This window comes from Halorubrum distributum JCM 10118, assembly GCF_000337335.1.
In the GTDB taxonomy this organism is placed as follows: Archaea; Halobacteriota; Halobacteria; order Halobacteriales; family Haloferacaceae; genus Halorubrum; species Halorubrum distributum.
The window spans coordinates 1-19206 of the sequence record NZ_AOJN01000035.1; the positions used below are offsets into that span (position 1 = coordinate 1).

Consider the following 19206-nt stretch of genomic DNA (forward strand, 5'->3'; position numbering starts at 1 on the left):
CGCGGCTCCCTCCGCTTCGCTTCGGTCGCCGCGTCCCTCGCGCGTGCGGTTCGCGGCCTGACGGCCGCTCACCGGCACGCGCCGACCACACTGGTCATTTATAAATAGTCGCAGAGGTCCGGTCAGTCGTCGTCCGCGGCGGCGCGGTCGGCGAACTGCGGGAGTTCGTCGTCGAGCAGCGCGACCGTCGCAAGCCGGATCGCGTGCGGCCAGCCGAGCGGGGTCGCGCTGTCGGGCGTCCCGTCGTCGAAGAACTGCTCGGGGAGGTACGTCGTCGGCTCGCAGAGGGAGCCGCCGGGCGAGACGTGCGAGAGCAGGTCGCGGGCGCGTTCGACCATCTCGGCGGCGCGCGGGTCGTCGTGCGCCGCGAGCAGGGCCGCGAGCTCCGCGCAGGCGTTCGCGCCCCACGCGGTCGAGACGGTCCACACCTTCTCGGAGAGCTGGTCCGCCCGTCGCCAGCCGTCGCCCTCGTAGCGGATCAGCCCGGCGATGTCGTCGGTCTCGTGGGAGAGCCCGTCGACGACCGTCTCGACGTGCGAGACCAGCCGGTCGAGGCGCTCGTCGTCGACCGGGCCGACCGCGTCGTACGAGCGGTGCGCGGCCGCGAGCGCCAGCGTCGCGGAGTCGAGCCGGTCGTCGATCCCGCCGTCGAGCGTCTCGCGGACCGCGTAACAGCCGCGCTCGGGCACCCAGAGGTCGTCGAGCGCGTCGTACACCTCGCGGGCCCGGTCGCGGGCGTGCGCGACGAGGTCCTCGGGGAGCGCGTCGGCGCCGGGCACGGCGTCGGGGTCGTCGAGCGCGTCGACGGCGAGCCCCTCGCCGCGGCGGCCGAGCTCGCTGTACGCCTCCAGGAACGTCGCGGCGGTGTGCGTGAACCGCCCCGCCGAGTCCTCCCACGCGTTCTGACAGACGACCGGGCGGCCGTCCGGTTCGAGCGTCCGGTCGAGCCCCGCGAGCGCGGCGACGAGGGTCGCGTCCAGCCCGTCGACGTCAACGCCGGCGGCGCGGGCCCGCGCGAGGTACGCGACGACGCTGCCGGTCTGGTCGGCCTGGTAGTCGACGTCCGGCCCGTCCTCGATGCGGGCGTTCGCCCACCCGGGTGCGAGCGCGCCGTCGCGCGGCCACACCCGGTGAGGCCAGGAGCCGTCGGGGCGCTGCGTGGCGACGTACATCCGGGCGGAGCGGGCGTGCCAGTCGTCGAGGTCGACGCCGACCGCGTCGGCCGCGCCGAGGAGGAACCCGGAGATCTCCGCGTCGTCGCGGAACCACGTGTAGCCGTAGCCGCCGGAGTGCTCGTAGTAGGGGTCGAAGTCCGGCCCCGCGATCCGGAGTCCGGAGGGAGAGGAGAGCAGCGAGAGGACGCGCAGGTCGGCGACCACGGAGTCGCGGGCGGGCGCGGACTCGGGGACCGCGGGGAGCGAGTCAGCGGCCGCGTCCGCGAGCGCGTCGACGCTGTCGAGGTCGGCGAAGAGCTCGTCGAGCCGCTCGCGGGCCGCCTCGCGGTCGGTCTCCGCGCGGTCCGTCAGGAGCGTGGCGACGGTCGCGACGCCGTCCGCGAACGGCACGTCGGCGATCACCTCGCCGGAGAGGCGCTCCTCCTCGTACCGGTCGCCGTCGCGGTCGCGCGGGAGGTCGGTCGGGTCGTCGGCGAGCAGTTCCGGGAACGTCGCGGGGAGCTGGCCGCGGAGGTCGGCGAAGCCGGTCGCGCTCGCGAGGAAGTCGTGCTCGTCGGCGTGGTACACCTCGACGGCGTCGTCGTAGCGGAGCTGCCCAACCCGGTCGTCGCGGCCGTCGGGCGCGAAGCGGGCGTAGACGACGAGCGAGGCGTCCTCAGGGCCGGCGGCGTCGCCGCCGGTGGTGCCGTCCCCGCCCGACGCTTCCTCGCCGAACTCGACCGACGCCCGGGTGAGGTGCGCGTCGCCGAGCGTGACGTCGTGGCGCGTCACCGTCGCGCGCGGCGTCTCGTGGACCGTCTCGACCAGCGCGGTGTCGCCGACGTACCGCTGGGTTGTCTCGGCCTCGTCGAGCCACGCGACCTCGTCGCCGACGGCGAGCCCGATCCGGGACCTGACGAGTCCGGTCCGGCCGGTGAGCGGGTAGCCGAAGTCGCGGAGTTCGCCGTCGTCGCCGACGTGGACGAGCCGGCCGTCGCCGCCCGAAAACCGACCGGAGACGGTGCGCCGCTCGCCGGGGAAGCGCGTCCCGTCACCGGCGTGGCGCTTGTAGTCATCGAGCGCGTCGCGGAGCTGCATTACGCGAACACACGCCACCGGGCGACATGAACCTTTGGTGTAATTATTGTTCACTCGTTTGGCGAACGGAAACCCTCAAACCGCGGCGCGACGAGAGGCGGGGCGTGCACGAACCCGGCCCCCCGCGAACGACGAGCGTCGGCGAGCCCGTCGAGCTGGCGCCGCGGTCACCCGACCCCGACGGGACCTACCGCTGGACCGCCCGCGACGCGCCCGCCGAGAGCGACCTCTCTCCCGGAGACGGTCCGGACCCGAACGCGACCGGTCCACCGAGCTCGGCGACCGCGGCCGGTTCGGATAGCTCGGCGACGGACGCGGCCGCTCCCGCCGATTCGACGGCGGTGCTGCGCGCGAGCGAGACGAGCCGCGACGACGACCCCGTCGTCCACCTCGATCCGGACGCGCCCGGGACCTACGTCCTCGCGCTCGACGCGCCGGACGGGACCCACCGCCAGCGCGTGCGCGTCTTCCCCGACGAGCGCCGCGAGGCGGAGATCCGCGTGCCGGTCGACGACCTCTCCGTCGAGGACGGCGAGGTCGACCGCGTCTCCCTCCTGTGGCCCCACAACGAGAACCGGCTCGCCCTCGACCGGGCCGAGCGCGACGGCGACGAGTGGGTCGCGTCGGTGCGCGTCCCGCCGGGCAGCCACGGCTTCGGCTTCGTCCCCGACGGCGACCGCTCGGCGGCGTACCACGGGGAGTGTGAGGTGCCGGGCCCGGGCCGACCGCGGCTCTCGCTGGACGCGACCGTCGTCGAGGCCGATGAACCCGACGACCCGGCGGAGGGCGACCGGCTCCGCCTGACGGCCGTGGTCGACCCCGCGCCGGCGATCGACGACGTCGAGCGCGGCGGCGACCCGGACGCGCTCGACGCGACGTTCCTCGTCGACGACCGGGACGCCGACCCGGAGACGGTCGCGGCGATCGAGTCGCGCGCGGACGGCCGGACGCTCACGGTCCCGCTCGACGAGCTCCCCGACTCGGTCCGGGTCCGCGCGGTCCCGCACGGCGAGCGGTACGGGGCCGCGGAGACGGTGCGGATCGAGACGGGGGAGGGCGGGGGGAGCGACGCGGAGGTATCGAGCGGCGACGTCGGCGGGTCGGTCGCGGTCACCGACCCGAACCCGACGCCCGAGTGGGCGGAGTCGCCGACGATCTACGAGGTGTTCGTGCGGTCGTTCGCGGGCGACACGCTGCCGACGACGTTCGCGGAGATCGAGCGTCGGGTCGAGTACCTGGAACACCTCGGGGTCGACGCCCTCTGGCTCACCCCCGTCCTCGCCTCACCGACGGAGCACGGCTACCACGTCACCGACTACTACGACACCGCGAGCGATCTCGGCTCCCGCGAGGCGTTCGCGTCGCTCGTCGACGCCTGCCACGACGCCGGGATCCGCGTCGTCTTCGATCTCGTGATCAACCACACCTCTCGCGACCACCCCGCCTTCCAGCTCCACTCGGCCGGCGTCGACGCGTACGCCGACCACTACCGCCGGACCGACGCGGCCGCCGACGTGACCGGGATCGACTGGGCCGAACTCGACGGGGGCGCGGCGCCCGACTACTACTTCGAGTGGGGCCGCATCCCGAACCTCAACTACGACAGCCCGACGGTCCGCGAGTGGCTGCTCGACGTGATCGACGAGTGGGCCGGCGTCGTCGACGGCTTCCGCGCCGACGTGGCGTGGGGCGTCCCGCACGGCTTCTGGAAGGAGGTCGCCGACCGCGTCCCCGAGGACGTGCTCCTCCTCGACGAGACCCTCCCACACGACCCGTTCTACGGCGAGAGAGAGTTCCACCGCCACTACGACACCTCGCTGTACGAGGCGCTCCGCGCGATCGGCGCCGGCGACGAACCGGCGGACGCGATCGAGACCGCGCTCGCGCGCGGCGAGTGGCTCGGCTTCGACGACCCCGCTTCCCAGATGCGCTACGTCGAGAACCACGACGAGGACCGGTACCTCGCCGAGTACGGCCGAGACGCGCTCCGCGCGGCCGCGGCCGTGACGTTCACGCTGCCGGGCGCGCCGATGATCTACGCCGGGCAGGAGCGCGGCAACGAGACGTACCGGGGCCCGATCCGGTGGCACGACGGCGACAACGCCCTCACCGAGTTCCACCGCGAACTGGCCGCGCTGCGCGCGGCCGAACCGGTCCTGCGGACGGGCGCGATCGACTTCGACGGCCGCGCGGCGGACGTGCGCGTCGTTGAGGGCGACGCCGAGCGCGTGACCGCCTACGAGCGGACGCCGCCGGAGGAAGGCGAGGTCGACGGCGGGGTCGGCGCCGCGGACGGCGATCCCCTGCTCGTCGTCGTCAACTTCGCCGAAGAGCCGGCGACGGTCGCCGTGCCCGAGGAGGTCGAGGCGGACCTGTTCGGGGACGGGAGCGCGACGGAACGCGACGGCGACGGCGAGGCTCGGGTCGCGGTCGACGCGGTCGCCGTCCTCCGCTGACCGGTCGGCCGCCGGCGGTCGGCCGCCGAGCGGCGAAGCCGCCCCGGACCGACTCTTATAAGTGTCGCTCGGAAGAGGCGTTCGTATGGACGACCGGACGCTGACAGACCTCCTCCGTCGGTTCGGGCTCTCGGACAAGGAGGTCGACACCTATCTCAGTCTGCTGGAACACGGCGAGGCGAAGGCGAGCACCGTCGCCGACGCGGCGGGCGTCTCGAAGCGGTACGTCTACAGCGTGAGCGAGTCGCTGGCGGAGCGCGGCTTCGTCGAGGTGAACGACCACGTCGTGCCGACGACGATCCGCGCGAACCCGCCGGACGAGGTGATAGACCGGCTCCGGTCCGACGTGGACGCGATGCGGCCCGGGCTGGCGGAGCGGTACTCCCGCGTGGAGCGCCAGGCCGAGCAGTTCGAGGTAATCAAGTCGCGGGCCACCGTGATCAAGCGGATCCGCTCGCTGCTCGCGGACGCCGAAAGCGAGGTGGCGCTGTCGATCACCGCGAAGCAGCTCCCCGAGGTGCGGGAGGCGCTCGTCGACGCGGTCGACCGCGGCGTCCTCGTCCTCCTCGTGGTCTCCGACGCGGCCGCGGACCTCGACGCGGACGACCCCGGGCTGGCGGGCGTCGCGAACGTCGTCCGGACGTGGGGCGAGGCGATGCCGACCCTGCTCACGGTCGACTCCGCGGCCGGCGTCGTCTCCCCGCCGGAGCTCCTCCGCCGGTCGACGACTGACCGGCAGGCCATCGCCTTCGCGCAGGAGCAGCTCGCGCCGGTGATCGTCGGCTCCTTCCTCGGGAACTACTGGCCCGCCGCGAGCGAGCTCGCCGTCGCCGACCCGGCGCCGCTCCCGGCCGAGTACACCGACTTCAGGCACACCGTCCTCCAGGCGACGCTGCGGCTCCGCGCCGGCGACCCGCCGCGGGTGACCGTCGGCGGCCGGTGGACCGACGACGACGAGCCGGCCGAGGTCGTCGGCCGCGTCGTCGAGACGAAACAGGGGATGGTAGAGCCGACGAACAACGAGTTCCCGGTCGAGCACTCGCTCGTCGTCGAGACCGACGACGGCGAGGTCACCGTCGGGGGGCAGGGCGCGTTCGTCGAGGACGTCGAGGCCGACCTCGTGCGGATCGAGCCCGACGAGGAGTAGGCGGCGACGCGGACGCCGGGACACGGGAAGCCGGACCGTAGGAGGCTGAGACGCAAGCGCCGGGGCGCGAGAAGCCCGGGCACGGAGATCCGGATCGGCGGCGGTCGGCGCGTCGCCAAGCCGGCGGTCGGCGCGTCGCCAAGCCGGCGGTCAGTTCCCCGCGGGAACCGACGCGGTCGACGGACCGCCGTCGAGGGAGGGGGCCTGCGGGTCGACCCTGACCCACCAGTCCGAGCCGGCCGAGTCGCCGGCCCCCGCGAGGAGGGCGGTCCCGGCGATGCGGCCCCGCGGATCCCGGCGGCACACCTCCAGCGCGGCCGGGAGCGTCGCGACCCGCCCGTCCGTGGGCGACAGCGCGTACCCGCTGATCCGCACCGTCGCGTCGTCGGGCCCCCCGGCTTCCGAGGCCGGTCCCGCGTCGCCCGCGCGCTCGTAGCCCTCGACGAGGCCAACGGCCGCGAGGCGGTCGAACGCCGCGCCGACCGGATCGGCCGCGGACGGCTCCGGCGGGTCGGGGAGGCGCTCGGCGGCGTCGGCCAACACCGCCGCCTGCGCCGTCGGGCCGAGGTGTCGGTCGAGCGCGGCCGCCGTCGCCTCGAGCAGACAGAGACAGAGGTCGTCGGGGTCGGAGACGCGCTCGGCGTGCGAGAAGTACGCGTCCATGACCGCCGACTCGGCGCGGTCGTGGCCCCCGGCGGAGAGCGCCTCGAACGTCGCCGCGGCCGCCGCGTGACAGAACTCGACGCGGTCGCGGGCCCGGCCGCGCCCCCCGCCTTTGTCCGCGGGTCGGCGGTCCGTCGACCCCTCGTCGCCGCCGGCCCGGGGGTGGGCGGTGCCGTCGACGACCCGATCCGACAGCTCGTCGGGCGGCTCCTCGCCGTCGTCGGGGGCGAACGTCTCGGGATCGTCGGGGGCAGGCGCCCGTACCCCGTCGTCCCGCCCCGTCGACCGCGACGGCGGCTCCGCGAACTCCTGTCTGACGATCACGTCGTAGAAGGGGAGTTCGGGGTCGTACCGACGGAGCGTGTCGCGGTACTGCTCGGTCGCCCGGGCCGCCGCGCGAGCGGTCTCGCGGCCCTCGAAGCGCAGCCCCGCGGCCGGGACCGGCCGGTCGCCGTACCGGGCGCAGACGAGCGAGAACTCGCCGTCCTCGCCCGCGAGCGATTCGATGTGGTCCGCGATGTCGAGTAGCGTGGTTCCGATCACGGTTGGGTGGGTGGTCGCGTGCGGTCAGTCCTCCAGGCTCGGGTGCGTCTCCTGCGGATCGGGGTGCGGCTCGGCGAACCGGTCGCGGGTCGCGTCGAGCGCGGCCGACTCCCGCGCCTCGCGCTCGGCGGCGGCGATCTCCTCGCAGCCCGGCGGCACGTCGCGGTCGCGGTCGGTGAAGTACCCCTCGGGCGCGACCCAGTCGTGGTAGAACGGGGTCTCCGCTTCCTCGAGGAGCGTCACCGCGACCTCGGCGCCGTGACCCGCGCACACCGCCGCCTGATGGGTCTTTCGGGCGATCCGCCCCGCCGCGTACAGCCCGTCGACCCCGGTCCGGCCGCGCTCGTCTGCGTCGACGTACGCCTTTCCGCGGTCGACGATCGCGACGCCGTCGAGCCCCTCCAGGTAGCCCACCTCGTTCTTCGTCGCGGCGACGACGTGCCGCGCCCGGATCCGGTCGCCCTCGTCGGTGGTCACGGCGAAACGCGCGTTTGCTTCCGCGTCGCCGGCGTCCGCGTCGGCCGCGTCGGAGCCCTCGTGAGCGAGCGAGACCCGCGTCACGCGGGCGTCGAGGCGGTCCGCGCCGGCGGTCTCCGCCTGCTCGCCCAGCAGGTCGAGCAGTCGACGCGCGTCGACGCCGAGCGGGAAGCCGGGGAAGTTCTCCAGGCGCGCGTTGCGCCGGAGGACCGAGCCGCCGGGGTCGACGACGAGCGTGTCGAGGCCCTGCCGGGCGGTGTAGACGGCCGCCGAGAGGCCGGCGACCCCGCCGCCGACGACCACCACGTCGCGCGCGGCCGGCCGGTCGTCGGTCGAGGCGTTCGGGCCCTCGGCTGGGTCGGTCGCGTCCGCCGTCATCCGTCGATCACCCGTCTCCGTCCGGAGGCGTCGCCGGTCCGATCGTGGTTCGAATCCATACCCCTCGACGCGGCCGCGACGAGATACGGCCTTCGGTCGCGGGGCGCGTCAGGGAAGCGATCCGAGCGGTCGGCGGCGTCGGTCGGCCGCGCCGGAGCGCTCGACGCTCCCCCGGTCACCGGCGCACCCGAACCGGCCGGTCCGCGGCGATGAAGGGCTCGTCGCGGTCGGTCGCTGCGAACGCGACCTCGCCGCCATCCCCGCGCTCGACGCGCCAGGTCGGCAGCGCCGGGACGTCGTAGTCCGTCGGGTCGCCGTAGGTCGCCGCGACGGCCCACTCGCGGGCGCGCATCTACAGGTCCCCGTTGATGACGTCGGCGACGCGCTGCCGGTCGAACAGCCGCTCGTCCGCCGGGATCTCCGGGTACGGGCCCTCCTCGTAGCGCGGCCACTCGCCGAACGCGTCGGGGTAGAGCTGCTTCGCGGTCATCTCCAGCTGGAACAGGTTGAGGATCGGTCCCTGATACCGGGCGCCCTGCGGGTGGATCCGGTCGTTCTTCACCGCGGTGACCTCCGAGCCGACGGGGTCCTCCTCGAAGGCGGTCCGCCGGCCGCCCATGTCGGTTCCCGGCTCGAAGCCGCCGAGGTAGAGGATGACGTCGGGGTCCGCCTCCAGTATCGTCTCGAAGTCGACGACTGTGCCGGACTCGATGCTCCCCTCGAAGGCGTCGCGCGGCCCGAGCGGGCGCGTGTGCGACGTGAGGAACCCGGGGTTGCTCAGCGTGTACGCGTAGATCTCCTCGATGTCGGCGGCCGCGACCATGATCGCGGTCGGGCGCTCTTCCTCCGGCGGAAGCCGCTCGTCGATCGTCGCGAGGAGGTCCTCGCGGACAGCCGCGAGCGCCTCGTAGCGCTCGCGCTCCCGGAACGCGTCGGCGACGATCTCGAACTGCTCCCAGAGGCCGTAGTACTGGTAGCCGTCGGCCCACTCGCCCGTCGGCTCCTGATGCCGGTCGGAGAGCGAGTTGCCGAACCACGGCGAGACGCGCTCGGCGATCTCGTCGATGTCCTCGCGGCTCCACGCGTCCTGCCGGGTGATCCACGCCGGGTCGGCGAGGTGGACGTCGCTGTTTAGTTCGTACAGCTTCTCCTTGTCCGGCTGCCACGAGGAGTAGAGCCCGGACCAGTCGAGGGAGACGCCGGGGAGGCGCGCGACGAACTGGTTCCAGAGGCCGTCGTAGTAGTCCGGTGCGTGCATCGCGGTGAGCCCGTCGCTCCGCCCCAGCGCGAACGCCATGTCTGCGTGGTGGGTGAGACGGGTGAACACCGTCTCCGGCGGCGACTCGAACGTCACCTCGCCGGTCGGCGAGATGGACGCGGTGTAGCTCCCGTCGCCGGCGTCGGTCGAGGAGCCGTCCGAACCGCCGGACTCGCCGCCCGCCGATCCGTTGTCGCCGCCGTCGCCGCCGGCCGGATCGGACTCCGCGTCGCCGCCGGTACATCCGGCGAGCAGACCGCCGAGGGCGACGGTGCCGCCGTACTTCGCGAACGCTCTGCGGGTCGATACCCCGGGTGCCGCGTCCTCTCTGGGCATATTTTTAGGTCCGCCTAAAATAAGTTAACCGTTCCGATCTTTAGGCAGCCCTAAACCCGAGTGGAACGCCGGTCCCCGCAGGCCCGTCGACTACTCCTCGTGACGCGCGCGGATCGGCGTCACTCGCGGGCCGCGGTCGGTGTCCACGACCTCGGCGTCGACGCGGAACACGTCGGAGAGCAGCTCCTCGGTGACGACCGCCTCGGGCGGGCCGCTGGCCCGTATCTCGCCGTCCGCGAGCGCGACCACGCGGTCGGCGAGCCGCGCGGCCTGCTCGATGTCGTGGAGGACGACGACGACGGTGACGTCGCTCTCGTCGCGCAGCGTTTCGATGATCTCCATCACCTCCATCTGATGGTGTAAATCGAGGAACGTCGTCGGCTCGTCGAGCAGGAGCACGTCGGTGTCCTGCGCGAGTACCATCGCGATCCACGCCAGCTGCTTCTGTCCGCCGCTGAGGCTCCCGACCTCGCGGTCGCGAAGGTGGCCGCAGCCCGCCAAGTCGATCGCGCGCTCGACCGCCCGGGCGTCCTCGGCGGTCGTCCGCTCGAAGAACCCGCGGTGCGGGTAGCGGCCGTGGTACACGAGGTCCTCGACGGTGATGCTGTCCGGCGAGGTGCTCTCCTGCGAGAGCAGGCCGAGCTGCTTCGCGAGCGCCTTCGTGTCCAGCGAGCGGACGTCGCGCCCGTCGAGCAGGACCGAGCCGTCGTCGGGTTCGATCTGGTCGGCGAGCCCCTTCAGGAGGGTGCTCTTCCCGGACCCGTTCGGCCCGACGAGCGCGGTCACCGCGCCCGGCTCGGCCGCGATCGACTCGCCGTCGATCACCGGCTCGGGGGCCGTCGGGTAGCCCAACACGAGGTCCTCGGCGTCGAGGTCGCTCGCGTCGGTCGCCCCGCCCGCGCCGCTCGGTTCGGCCGCGCCGCGCGGCCCGTTCCCCCCGGTCGGTTCCGCCGCGCCGTTCGGTTCGGTCGCGCCGCTCTGTTCCTCCGACTCGGTCGCGTTCGCGCCGAAAATGGTCATTCAGAGGTCACCCATGTTCTGCTGTCGCCGCATCAGGTACAGGAAGTACGGCCCGCCGACCAGCCCGGTGACGATCCCCACCGGGATCTGCGCGTCGGCGCCCGTGAGCACGCTCATCCCGAGGCGCGCCCCGACGTCGGCGCCGACCATCAGCGCCGGACCGACGAACAGGCAGCCGACGATCACCCGCTTGTAGTCGCTGCCGACGAGGTTCCGGACGACGTGCGGGACGATGAGCCCCACGAAGCTCACGATCCCCGCCACCGCGATGCTGGCGGCCGCCGCCAGCACGGCGACGCCGGAGAGCCCGAACCGCACCCGCTCTATCGACATCCCCAGCGACTTCGCCGTCTGCTCGCCGAGGAGGAGGAGGTTCAGCTGCCGCGACCCCGCGAGCGACAGCACCACCGCCACGAGGGTCCACGGGAGCGCGGTCCGGACCTGCTCCCAGTCGGTCCCGGTCAGCGACCCGGTCGTCCACTGGATCGCCGACTGGACGACGCCGATGTCGTCCGCGAAGAAGAACAGCCCCGTCTGGAGGCTGTTGAAGACGGTGCCGACGATCACGCCCGCGAGCACGAGTCGGACCGGGCTCGTCCCGTTCTTCCACGCGATAGCGTAGACGATCAGGAACGCGACCGATCCGCCCAGCGCCGCGATCAGCGGGAGGAACGCCGAGAGCCCGCCGAACACGACGAGCGTGAGCAGGATGGTCAGCCCCGCGCCGGAGGAGACCCCGAGGATGAACGGACTGGCGAGTTCGTTCCGCGTCACCGCCTGGAAGATGGCCCCCGAAACCGCGAGGTTCATCCCGACGACGACGGCGACGAGCACCCGCGGCAGGCGGATGTTCCAGACGATGAGCGTCTCGTGTGCGAGCTCGGGCAGCTCTCCCTGAAACCCAGTGACGGTCCGCATCAGCCCCTCACCGAGGAGGAAGTTGAGCAGCCACCGCGGATCGAGCAGGACGGCGGGGTCGAGGACGGCCCGCCACGCCTGGCCGGCCGACATCGAGTACGCCCCGAAGCTCACCTGAACGAGCCCCGCGACGACGACCAGCAGGAGGCTCGCGGCGGCGACGGCCAACAGCCGCGGCTCGAACAGCCACCCGAGTCGCCCCCCTTCGGCCGGTCGACGCGCGGCGGACCCGCCGCCGATCCGCCGGCCCTCGTCGCCGGTCACCGATCCCCCGTCGGTCGCCGGTCGCTCGCCGCTCATCGGGGCCTCCCGTCGGTCGCCGGTCGCTCGCCGCTCATCGGGATCCCCCGTCGGCCTGCGGTGCGTCCGGCCCTCCGTCGCCCGCGTACGCCGCGATCGCCTCGTCGTCCATCGCGTCGAGCAGCGCGTCGGCCCCGTGCGCCTCCACGACCGCGTCGGGGTCGAGGTGTTCGGCGAGCGCCCGGTGACCGGCGGCGGCGCGGGTCCGCTCCTCGTCGGCGTCGACGTACGCCGCCAGCAGGTCGTCGACCGCGGCCTCGCGGACGCGCGCGAACCGCTCCGAGTCGGGGGCGACCGGACCGTCGGCGTGCTCCGCGTCGAACCACTCGACCCAGCGGTCGCGGTCGGCCCACTCGTCGTCGAGTTCGGCCTCGCGGCGGACCCAGTCGACACCCTCGGCCGCCTCGCGCCACCAGCCGTCGTCGATCCGGGCGTCGGCGACGACCCGCTTGCCGACCCGCGCGCCACGGCCCGCGGCCGTGATCGCCTGGCGGTCGGCGTCCGACGGGGACGCGACGTACAGCCCGTCGACGGGCGTCGCCCCGTCGCGGTCGGCGTACTCCCGGTCGAAGTGTTCGTGCCTCTCGCCGCCGTGGTCGTGGACCTCGAACATCGCGTCGTCGTCGTCGAGCCCGCGGAGGTACTCGCCGTCGTAGCGCGTCGCCGCGATCACCCGGCGAGCGGTGACCGGCTCGCCCGCCTGCGGGGTGACGACGAACTGCGGTCCGTCGGGATCGTCGCCGGGACTGTCGGAGTCGTCCGCGTCGCCCGCCGCGCGCTCGACGGACTCGACGAGGTCCTCAACGACCGCACAGCCCGCCCGCTCGGTCTGCTCGCGCATGAGTTCGGAGAGCGTCCCGGCGTCGATACCGGCCGGGAACCCGGGGTAGTTCTCCAGGTGCGCGCACTGCGCGAGCGACGACCGGCCGCGGTCGAAGACGGCGACGTCAAGGCCGTCGCGCGCGGCGAACACCGCGGCGGCGCAGCCGGCGGGCCCGCACCCGACCACGACCACGTCGCGATCGACCGCGGCGCTCATTCCGTTCCTCCGGCGACGATCGAGGCGACCTCGTCGCGATCGAACAGGCGCTCGTCGGCGGGGATCTCGGGATAGTCGTCGCCGTGCTCGTAGCCCGGCCACTCGCCGAACCGGTCGGGGAACAGCTGTTTCGCGGTCATCTCCAGCTGGAACAGGTTCATGATCGGCCCCTGGACCGGGTCGCCGGAGGGGTAGAAGCGGTCGTTCGCTATCGCCGCGAGCTCGCCGGCGACCGGGTGGTCGGACAGCTCCTCGCGGATCGCCCCCACGTCGTAGTAGGAGGCGATCCCGTACTGGTGGAGGATTACGTCGGGGTCGACCTCCAGCAGCTGCTCGTGGTCGTAGGCGGTCTCGTAGGTGACCTCTTCGGCGGCGAAGGCGTCCGGGACCTCGAACGGGCGCACGTGCGCGTTCGCGAACCCCGGCTCGTCGGTCCGGGAGGGGTAGTAGGTACCGTCCATGTAGATGAGCGCGGCAATCGTCGGGCGCTCCGACTCCGGCGGGAGGTCGCTCCGGATCGTCTCGACCAGGTCCTCGCGGACCGCGTCGAGCGCGGCGAACCGCTCCTCCTCGCGGAACGCGGCGGCGACCCGCTCGCCGATCTCGGGGAGGGCGTAGTACTCGTACCGGTCGCGGTACGGCTCGGGCGGCTCGGCGTGTCGACGGCTGTAGACGTTCCCGAACCACGGTCCGACCCTGTCCCGGATCTCGGTCACGTCGTCCTCGTCCCAGCCGTCGAAGGAGGCGAACAGGGCCGGGTCCGCGAGGTGGAGGTCAGAGTCGAGCTCGTAGAGGAGCTCGCGGTCGACGGAGATGCCGCCGCCCGAGCCGGCGTTGAGCTGCGTGAGCCCCTCGCGATCGAAGGATACGCCGTCGAGGGCCGCGTAGTAGGCGTCGAGCGTGTTCCCGCCCGCGTCGGCGTCGAAGCCGAGGGAGTTGACCGCGTCGCCGTGACCGAGCGCCACCGCCAAGTCGGCGTACAGCAGGCTGTACACCATGACGTCCTCCGGGACCGCGTCGAAGGAGACCTCGCCGGCCGGCGCCATCGCGGCCGTGTACGAGTCCGCGTTCGCGTCCCCGTCCGACGAGTCGCCGCCGGAACCGCCGCCCGCCGATCCGTGCCCGTCCCCGGACCCGCTCGGCGCCGCCTCCCGCCCGCTACACCCTGCGAGCAGTCCCACACCGGCGACGGCGCCGGCGTACCTGATCGCGTCGCGTCGCGTGCCGACGGGTCGGTCCGCGTCTTGGTCCATACGGTTTAGGCCACCCTAAAGATTTATAGCAGTTTCGAAGCTTAGGCGGCCCTAAATTCTCGGCGCCCGCTGGCGGTGGCCGAGCGCGCGGCCCGCGACGGAGACCTGTCGGCCGGCCGGCAAGGCGATAAGGTGCCGCAACGCGGGACGGAAACGCGCTCGGAGGGCGACAGGCGACGAGCGCGCGAATTTCTGAATCGCCGCGGGGACAGATTTCGTATCGCGTTATACGATTTACTCGGCGTCGAACTCCCGAACGCTCTCGAACGAGCCGTCGGCGATAGCGGCGGCGATTCCGTCGGTTTCGGCGTCTCGAGGCACCTCGTGGGGATATTTCCGAGCGAAGTATCGCATGAGGTTCTCGACGTCGCGTTCGAGGAACTCCCGGGCGTTCTCGTGGTCGACGGACACCGCCTGCGGCCAGTCGAAGATCGTGATCCCGCTCTCGGCGACCGCGACGTTGTGTTCGGAGGCGTCGGCGTGGACCCAGCCGAGGTCGTAGGCCGTCGCGAGCTCGCGCAGGATCAGGTCGAGGACGCCGACCGCCTGCTCGGGGTCGAGTGTCGCGCGCGAGAGTTCGACGCCCGCGAACTTCTCCATCACGATGGCGTGCCGGTTGTGATCGACCGGTCGCGGGACGCTCACGTCGGGGTACAGCTCCTCCATCGCCTCGTACTCGCGTTCGGCCGCCTTGCGCGCGGTGTAGAGCCACGAGACGTGGTCGCGGTCGGCGGTGTACTCGCGCTCGCGGTTCACCTCGCGGAAGTTGGTGTACCCCTCGCGGTGGTACTTCAGGGCGAGCGGTCGGAACGACTGCGCCTCGTACACGTCGCCCTCCTTGCCGAGTCCCAGGGGGGATCCCACGCCGTCGATGGTCTCGCGCTCGGCGAACGTCCGGAGCGCCAAGGCGTCGTACCCCTCGAAGGTGAGCTGGTACCCCTCGTACTGGATCGTCTTCCGCTCGATCAGCTCGCGGTCGAGACACCGGTCGATCCGGTAGTCGACCTCCTCGCGCGTGAGGTCGGCGTACTCCGGGAGCTTGTCGCGGCGGACCCACTCCGAGAAGCGCATCCCCTGCTCGACGCCCGAGAGGAGGTAGAAGTCCTCGGGGTCGAGCTCCGCCATGTCGCCGGCGACGTTTCGCACCATACGCGCCCCTACTCCGGCGATTCCTAAAAGGGACGCGCGTTCGGCGGGAGCGGCCGATATAGTGTATGCCGCGATAGCAAATCCGGTTCGCGCCGGGCGCGGGGCCGAGCGCAACCGCTTTCGGAGCGGCGCCCGAGGAGGACGGTATGACCGCGCCCGCCGTCGACTGGCGGCTGATCCGCGAGGAGGCCCGCCCCGGCCCGATGCAAATGGCGCTCGACGAGGTCGCCGCCGAGACCGCCGCGGCGGGCGGCCCGGCCACCCTGCGCACCTACCGCTGGGAGCCGAGCTGTCTCACCCTCGGCCGCCACCAGGACCCGGAGACGGTGGACTGGGCGTTCTGCGAGCGCGAAGGGATCGACGTGACCCGCCGACAGACGGGGGGCGGCGGAATCTACCACGACATGCGCGGAGACGTCGCGTACTCGATCGCGGTCCCCGCCGAGACGGTGCCGGGCGAACTCCTCGACTGCTACCACCTCCTCTGTGAACCCGTCCTCGACGCGTTCGGCCGGCTCGGGGTCGACGCCGACTACGTCGACGAGCCGATGCCGGAGCTGTACCACCCCGCCTGCTACCTCCGGGAACTCCACCCGGCGCACGACGTGGTGGCGCAGGGTCCCGAAGGCGATCGACGCCGAAAGATCGCCGGCAACGCGCAGTACCGCAAGCGGGAGGCGGTGATCCAACACGGGTCGCTGACGTTCTCGGTCGACGCGGACCGCCATCTCGGCGTGTTCGCCGATCCGCCGGTGACGACCGAGGCGTTCCGCGACCGCGTCGTCGGGATGGACGAGCTGGTCGACGTCGACCGCCCCGACGCGGTCGCGCCCGTCGAGGCGGCGCTTTCCGACTGGGCGAGCGCGGCGCCGGACGCGACCGTCGAGGCGGACGGGTCGTGGACCGACGCGGAGCTGGAGCGGGCCGAGGAGCTCGTCGCGGAGAAGTACCGGGACGAGGAGTGGATCCGGACGCGACCCGGAAGCGGCGGCGCGTAGGCGGCTTCGGCGGGTGTCACGGGGCGTCTGCCCGGTTCCGAAGGGGCTTTTTCGGCCGCCCCCCTGTATCCGCTATGAGTCTCAAGGTCGGCGCGCACGTCTCCATCGCCGGCGGCGTGGACAACGCCGTGGCGAATCAGGTCGAGGTCGGCGGCAACTGCGGGCAGATATTCACCCACTCGCCGCAGGTGTGGCAGGACCCGAACATCGACGACGGGGAGGCCGAGCGCTTCCGCGAGGGCACCGAACGCGACATGGAGGGGCCGTGGGTGATCCACACCTCATACCTCGTGAACCTCTGTACGCCGAAGGAGGGGCTCCGCGAGAAGTCGCTCGACTCGATGCAAAAGGAGGTCGACGCGGCCGAGAGGCTGGGGATTCCGTACGTCAACGTCCACCTCGGCGCGCACACGGGTGCCGGCGTCGAGGGCGGCCTCGACAACGCCGCGTCGGTGATCGACGACCTCGACGTGCCCGACGGCGTCACGATCCTGATCGAGAGCGACGCCGGCGCGGGGACGAAGCTCGGCGGCGAGTTCGAGCACCTCGCGGGGATCATCGACCGCACGGAGACGGACATCGACGTCTGCGTCGACACCGCCCACGCGTTCGCGGCGGGCTACGACCTCTCGACGCCCGAAGCCGTCGATCAGACGATAGGGGAGTTCGACGACGTGGTCGGGCTGGAGCACTTGGAGTACGTCCACCTCAACGACTCGAAACACGAGTGCGGCACCAACAAGGACGAGCACGCCCACATCGGTGAGGGGCACATCGGCGAGGCGGGGATGGAGCGGTTCCTCAACCACCCGGACCTGACGGACGTGCCGCTCGCCTTGGAGACGCCGACGGAGGACGGGAAGAGTTTCGCGTGGAACATCGACCGGGTGCGCGAGCTGCGTCGCGACTGAGGCCTGCTTGTTCCCGGCGGCCCCGTCTCTGTTCCCGCCGAGGACGCCGTCCGTCCGACGCGGATTTAAGTGATCCCGCGAGCGATCCACGGACATGCCCACCACGAAGGCGTTGCTGTTCGGACGCCGCCGCGACCGCGCGGTCGGGCTGGTGGTCGGGTTCGCCGGCGTCGTGGCGCTCGCGCTCGTCGCCGCGTTCGTCGCCGAGTCCGTGGGCGCCACGACGGCGACGGCGCTGACCGACCGGCTCCTGCCGCTGCTGGTGTTCTACGCGCCCGGGCCCCTCGCGGCCGCCGGGGCGTACGCGCGCTGCGGCGGGCCGGCGTGTCTGGCCGTCGGCGTCGTACCGGCGCTCGTCCTCGGGGGGTTCGTCCTCCTCGGGACGCTCGTCGGCGTCCCCGGCGTCAACGGCGGGAACCCGGCGATCGGCGACGTGACGGTGAGCTTCGCCGCGATCGGGGTCACCAGCGCGTTCGTCGGCTACTGCGCCGGCGTGACCGCCGTCCTCGCCGCCGACGTGCTGGGGTTCGGGAGCGCCGACAGCGACGAGTGAGGGACGCGCGGCGAGACCGAGCCCGACCGATCTCCGGACGTTTATTTTCGCCCGCCGCGAAGCGGGCCCGTGCGACGCTTCTCCGCAGAGTACCTCGAACACACCCGCCGCGGGATGTGGGAGGACGGCCGCGACGCGCTCGCTGACCTGGAGCTGGCGAGCCGCGAGCGCGTCCTCGACGTCGGCTGCGGCACCGGGGAACTGACTCGCGTGCTGGCCGCGGAGGCGGACGGGGCCGTGGGAGACGGAGGGGCGACGGAAGCGGGCGCGACCGTGATCGGCGTCGACGCCGACCCCGAGCTCCTCTCGGTCGCCCGCGACGCGGAGCGGGGGACGGACGCCGGCGCGCGGATCGACTACCTCGCGGGCGACGCGACCCGGCTGCCGGTCGGCGACGACGCGGTCGACCTCTCGGTCTGTCAGGCCCTGCTGATCAACCTCCCGGACCCGACCGCGGCGGTGCGCGAACTGGCCCGCGTCTCGGAGGACCTCGTCGCCGCGGTCGAGCCGGACAACGCCGACGTGCGGGTGGCGTCGTCGGTCGACGCCGAGGAGCGGCTGGAGCGGGAGGCGCGCGAGGCGTACGTCGACGGGGTGGAGACGAACGTCGCGCTCGGCGACCGCGTGCGCGAGGCGTTCGACGCGGCCGGGCTGGTCGACGTGCGGACGCGGCGCTACGTCCACGAGAAGCGGACCGAGCCGCCGTACGCCGAGGCCGCGCTGCGGTCGGCGGCGCGGAAGGCCTCCGGCGCTGGGCTGGCCGACCACCGCGACGAGTTGGTGGCCGCGACCTCCGAAGCGGCCTACGACGACCTCCGCAGGCGCTGGCGGGAGATGGGCCGGGAAGTCGTCGACGCCATCGGCGCCGAGGAGTACGAGCGCGTCGAGTACGTCCCCTTCGACGTGACCGTCGGACGAGTGGAGTGAGAGAGGACGTGAATCGAAGCGGGTAGGTGATTATTTATAAGTCGGAGGGACAGGTTCCGAGTGTAGTTTATAAATGGACGGTGGCAGATCGGCGGCAAACACTGCCAAAGCCCCAGCCGCTCGCTTATAACTGGTTGACCGTGGATCGGCGGCCAACACTGCCAAAGCCCCAGCCGCTCGCTTATAACTGGTTGACCGTGGATCGGCGGCCAACACTGCCAAAGCCCCAGCCGCGAGGGGACCGTACGCTCGCTGCGCTCCTCGCTCAGTCACTCCGCTCCTTCGCTGCGGTGCTTGGCGTCGCCTACGGTCCCCTCGCGGCTGCCCCTTTGAATCCCGCCCCCTTCCGCGCAACACCGCACCTCACGCCTCCCCAGCCTCAGTACCTCACAAAGCATCGTCAGCGAACCTGACCTGAGTCACCTATTCTGTTACAATGAGTCGTCGGTAGTGGCTGATCAGCGCTGTTCGAAGCCGGAGCTGTCGCTGTCGGCGGCGCTCAGCCGCCGACGCGACAGCGTTGCCACTCACGAGACGGCGTACTCGGTCGGTGACTACCGGTGGAACCGGTCGTCCGGTGGTCGGTTTGCGGGGACGGCCCGACGCACCGCGAGGGCCGTCCACGCAG

The 19206-nt window shown here is 72.5% G+C and carries 16 protein-coding genes; 6 read left to right on the plus strand and 10 right to left on the minus strand.

Going from position 1 to position 19206, the window contains the following annotated elements:
* Nucleotides 1-122: 122 nt before the first annotated feature.
* Nucleotides 123-2252, minus strand: a complete 2130-nt coding sequence (locus tag C466_RS05890; RefSeq protein WP_004596601.1) for a glycoside hydrolase family 15 protein — start codon at nt 2250-2252, stop codon at nt 123-125.
* A gap of 104 nt (nt 2253-2356) precedes the next feature.
* Between C466_RS05890 and C466_RS05895 the strand changes: the two genes are divergently transcribed.
* Both C466_RS05895 and C466_RS05900 read left to right on the plus strand, forming a co-directional pair.
* Nucleotides 2357-4708 carry an alpha-amylase family glycosyl hydrolase gene (locus C466_RS05895; protein ID WP_004596603.1) on the plus strand — a complete coding sequence of 784 codons (2352 nt, stop codon included), beginning with the start codon at nt 2357-2359 and terminating at the stop codon, nt 4706-4708.
* Between the two features lie 85 nt (nt 4709-4793).
* Entirely contained in the window at nt 4794-5855 is a 1062-nt protein-coding gene (locus C466_RS05900; RefSeq protein ID WP_004596604.1) for a TrmB family transcriptional regulator, read from the plus strand.
* 150 nt (nt 5856-6005) lie between these two features.
* Here the strand turns inward: C466_RS05900 and C466_RS05905 are convergent, their stop codons facing one another.
* The 9 genes from C466_RS05905 to C466_RS05940 form a co-directional block, all read right to left on the minus strand.
* On the minus strand, nt 6006-7061 hold the full coding sequence (locus tag C466_RS05905) for a DUF7551 domain-containing protein (RefSeq protein ID WP_004596605.1): 1056 nt from the start codon (nt 7059-7061) through the stop codon (nt 6006-6008).
* A gap of 24 nt (nt 7062-7085) precedes the next feature.
* Nucleotides 7086-7916: an NAD(P)/FAD-dependent oxidoreductase gene (locus tag C466_RS05910; protein ID WP_004596606.1), complete on the minus strand. Its 831-nt coding sequence runs from the start codon at nt 7914-7916 to the stop codon at nt 7086-7088.
* Between the two features lie 175 nt (nt 7917-8091).
* Nucleotides 8092-8268 carry a hypothetical protein gene (locus tag C466_RS16920; RefSeq protein WP_004596607.1) on the minus strand — a complete coding sequence of 59 codons (177 nt, stop codon included), beginning with the start codon at nt 8266-8268 and terminating at the stop codon, nt 8092-8094.
* Nucleotides 8269-9510 carry an ABC transporter substrate-binding protein gene (locus C466_RS05915; protein WP_004596608.1) on the minus strand — a complete coding sequence of 414 codons (1242 nt, stop codon included), beginning with the start codon at nt 9508-9510 and terminating at the stop codon, nt 8269-8271.
* A gap of 90 nt (nt 9511-9600) precedes the next feature.
* Entirely contained in the window at nt 9601-10530 is a 930-nt protein-coding gene (locus C466_RS05920; protein WP_004596609.1) for an ABC transporter ATP-binding protein, read from the minus strand.
* Complete coding sequence (locus tag C466_RS05925; RefSeq protein WP_004596610.1) at nt 10531-11748, minus strand: FecCD family ABC transporter permease; 1218 nt, start codon at nt 11746-11748, stop codon at nt 10531-10533.
* A gap of 34 nt (nt 11749-11782) precedes the next feature.
* Nucleotides 11783-12787, minus strand: coding sequence for an FAD-dependent oxidoreductase (locus tag C466_RS05930; protein WP_004596613.1), 1005 nt, complete (start codon nt 12785-12787; stop codon nt 11783-11785).
* Nucleotides 12784-14040 carry an ABC transporter substrate-binding protein gene (locus C466_RS05935; protein WP_004596614.1) on the minus strand — a complete coding sequence of 419 codons (1257 nt, stop codon included), beginning with the start codon at nt 14038-14040 and terminating at the stop codon, nt 12784-12786. The genes C466_RS05930 and C466_RS05935 overlap by 4 nt, the downstream gene beginning before the upstream one ends.
* 234 nt (nt 14041-14274) lie before the next feature.
* Complete coding sequence (locus tag C466_RS05940; RefSeq protein ID WP_004596615.1) at nt 14275-15189, minus strand: serine/threonine-protein kinase RIO2; 915 nt, start codon at nt 15187-15189, stop codon at nt 14275-14277.
* A gap of 146 nt (nt 15190-15335) precedes the next feature.
* Here C466_RS05940 and C466_RS05945 point away from each other — a divergent pair, with 146 nt between their 5' ends.
* The 4 genes from C466_RS05945 (at nt 15336) to C466_RS05960 (ending at nt 18578) form a co-directional block, all read left to right on the plus strand.
* Nucleotides 15336-16187, plus strand: a complete 852-nt coding sequence (locus tag C466_RS05945) for a lipoate--protein ligase family protein (RefSeq protein ID WP_004596616.1) — start codon at nt 15336-15338, stop codon at nt 16185-16187.
* Nucleotides 16188-16261: 74 nt separating this feature from the next.
* Complete coding sequence (locus tag C466_RS05950) at nt 16262-17098, plus strand: deoxyribonuclease IV (protein ID WP_004596617.1); 837 nt, start codon at nt 16262-16264, stop codon at nt 17096-17098.
* 94 nt (nt 17099-17192) lie between these two features.
* Nucleotides 17193-17651: a hypothetical protein gene (locus tag C466_RS05955; protein WP_004596618.1), complete on the plus strand. Its 459-nt coding sequence runs from the start codon at nt 17193-17195 to the stop codon at nt 17649-17651.
* 69 nt (nt 17652-17720) lie between these two features.
* Nucleotides 17721-18578, plus strand: coding sequence for a class I SAM-dependent methyltransferase (locus C466_RS05960; RefSeq protein WP_004596620.1), 858 nt, complete (start codon nt 17721-17723; stop codon nt 18576-18578).
* The last annotated feature ends 628 nt before the right edge of the window (nt 18579-19206 follow it).

Bases quoted from the DNA above. Each gene is read 5' to 3' on its own strand.
- C466_RS16920 (WP_004596607.1), bottom strand. From the start codon at position 8,268: ATGCGCGCCCGCGAGTGGGCCGTCGCGGCGACCTACGGCGACCCGACG.
- C466_RS05940 (WP_004596615.1), bottom strand. From the start codon at position 15,189: ATGGTGCGAAACGTCGCCGGCGACATGGCGGAGCTCGACCCCGAGGAC.
- C466_RS05900 (WP_004596604.1), top strand. From the start codon at position 4,794: ATGGACGACCGGACGCTGACAGACCTCCTCCGTCGGTTCGGGCTCTCG.
- C466_RS05890 (WP_004596601.1), bottom strand. From the start codon at position 2,252: ATGCAGCTCCGCGACGCGCTCGATGACTACAAGCGCCACGCCGGTGAC.
- C466_RS05925 (WP_004596610.1), bottom strand. From the start codon at position 11,748: ATGAGCGGCGAGCGACCGGCGACCGACGGGGGATCGGTGACCGGCGAC.
- C466_RS05955 (WP_004596618.1), top strand. From the start codon at position 17,193: ATGCCCACCACGAAGGCGTTGCTGTTCGGACGCCGCCGCGACCGCGCG.
- C466_RS05915 (WP_004596608.1), bottom strand. From the start codon at position 9,510: ATGCCCAGAGAGGACGCGGCACCCGGGGTATCGACCCGCAGAGCGTTC.
- C466_RS05930 (WP_004596613.1), bottom strand. From the start codon at position 12,787: ATGAGCGCCGCGGTCGATCGCGACGTGGTCGTGGTCGGGTGCGGGCCC.
- C466_RS05910 (WP_004596606.1), bottom strand. From the start codon at position 7,916: ATGACGGCGGACGCGACCGACCCAGCCGAGGGCCCGAACGCCTCGACC.
- C466_RS05920 (WP_004596609.1), bottom strand. From the start codon at position 10,530: ATGACCATTTTCGGCGCGAACGCGACCGAGTCGGAGGAACAGAGCGGC.
- C466_RS05935 (WP_004596614.1), bottom strand. From the start codon at position 14,040: ATGGACCAAGACGCGGACCGACCCGTCGGCACGCGACGCGACGCGATC.
- C466_RS05945 (WP_004596616.1), top strand. From the start codon at position 15,336: ATGACCGCGCCCGCCGTCGACTGGCGGCTGATCCGCGAGGAGGCCCGC.
- C466_RS05950 (WP_004596617.1), top strand. From the start codon at position 16,262: ATGAGTCTCAAGGTCGGCGCGCACGTCTCCATCGCCGGCGGCGTGGAC.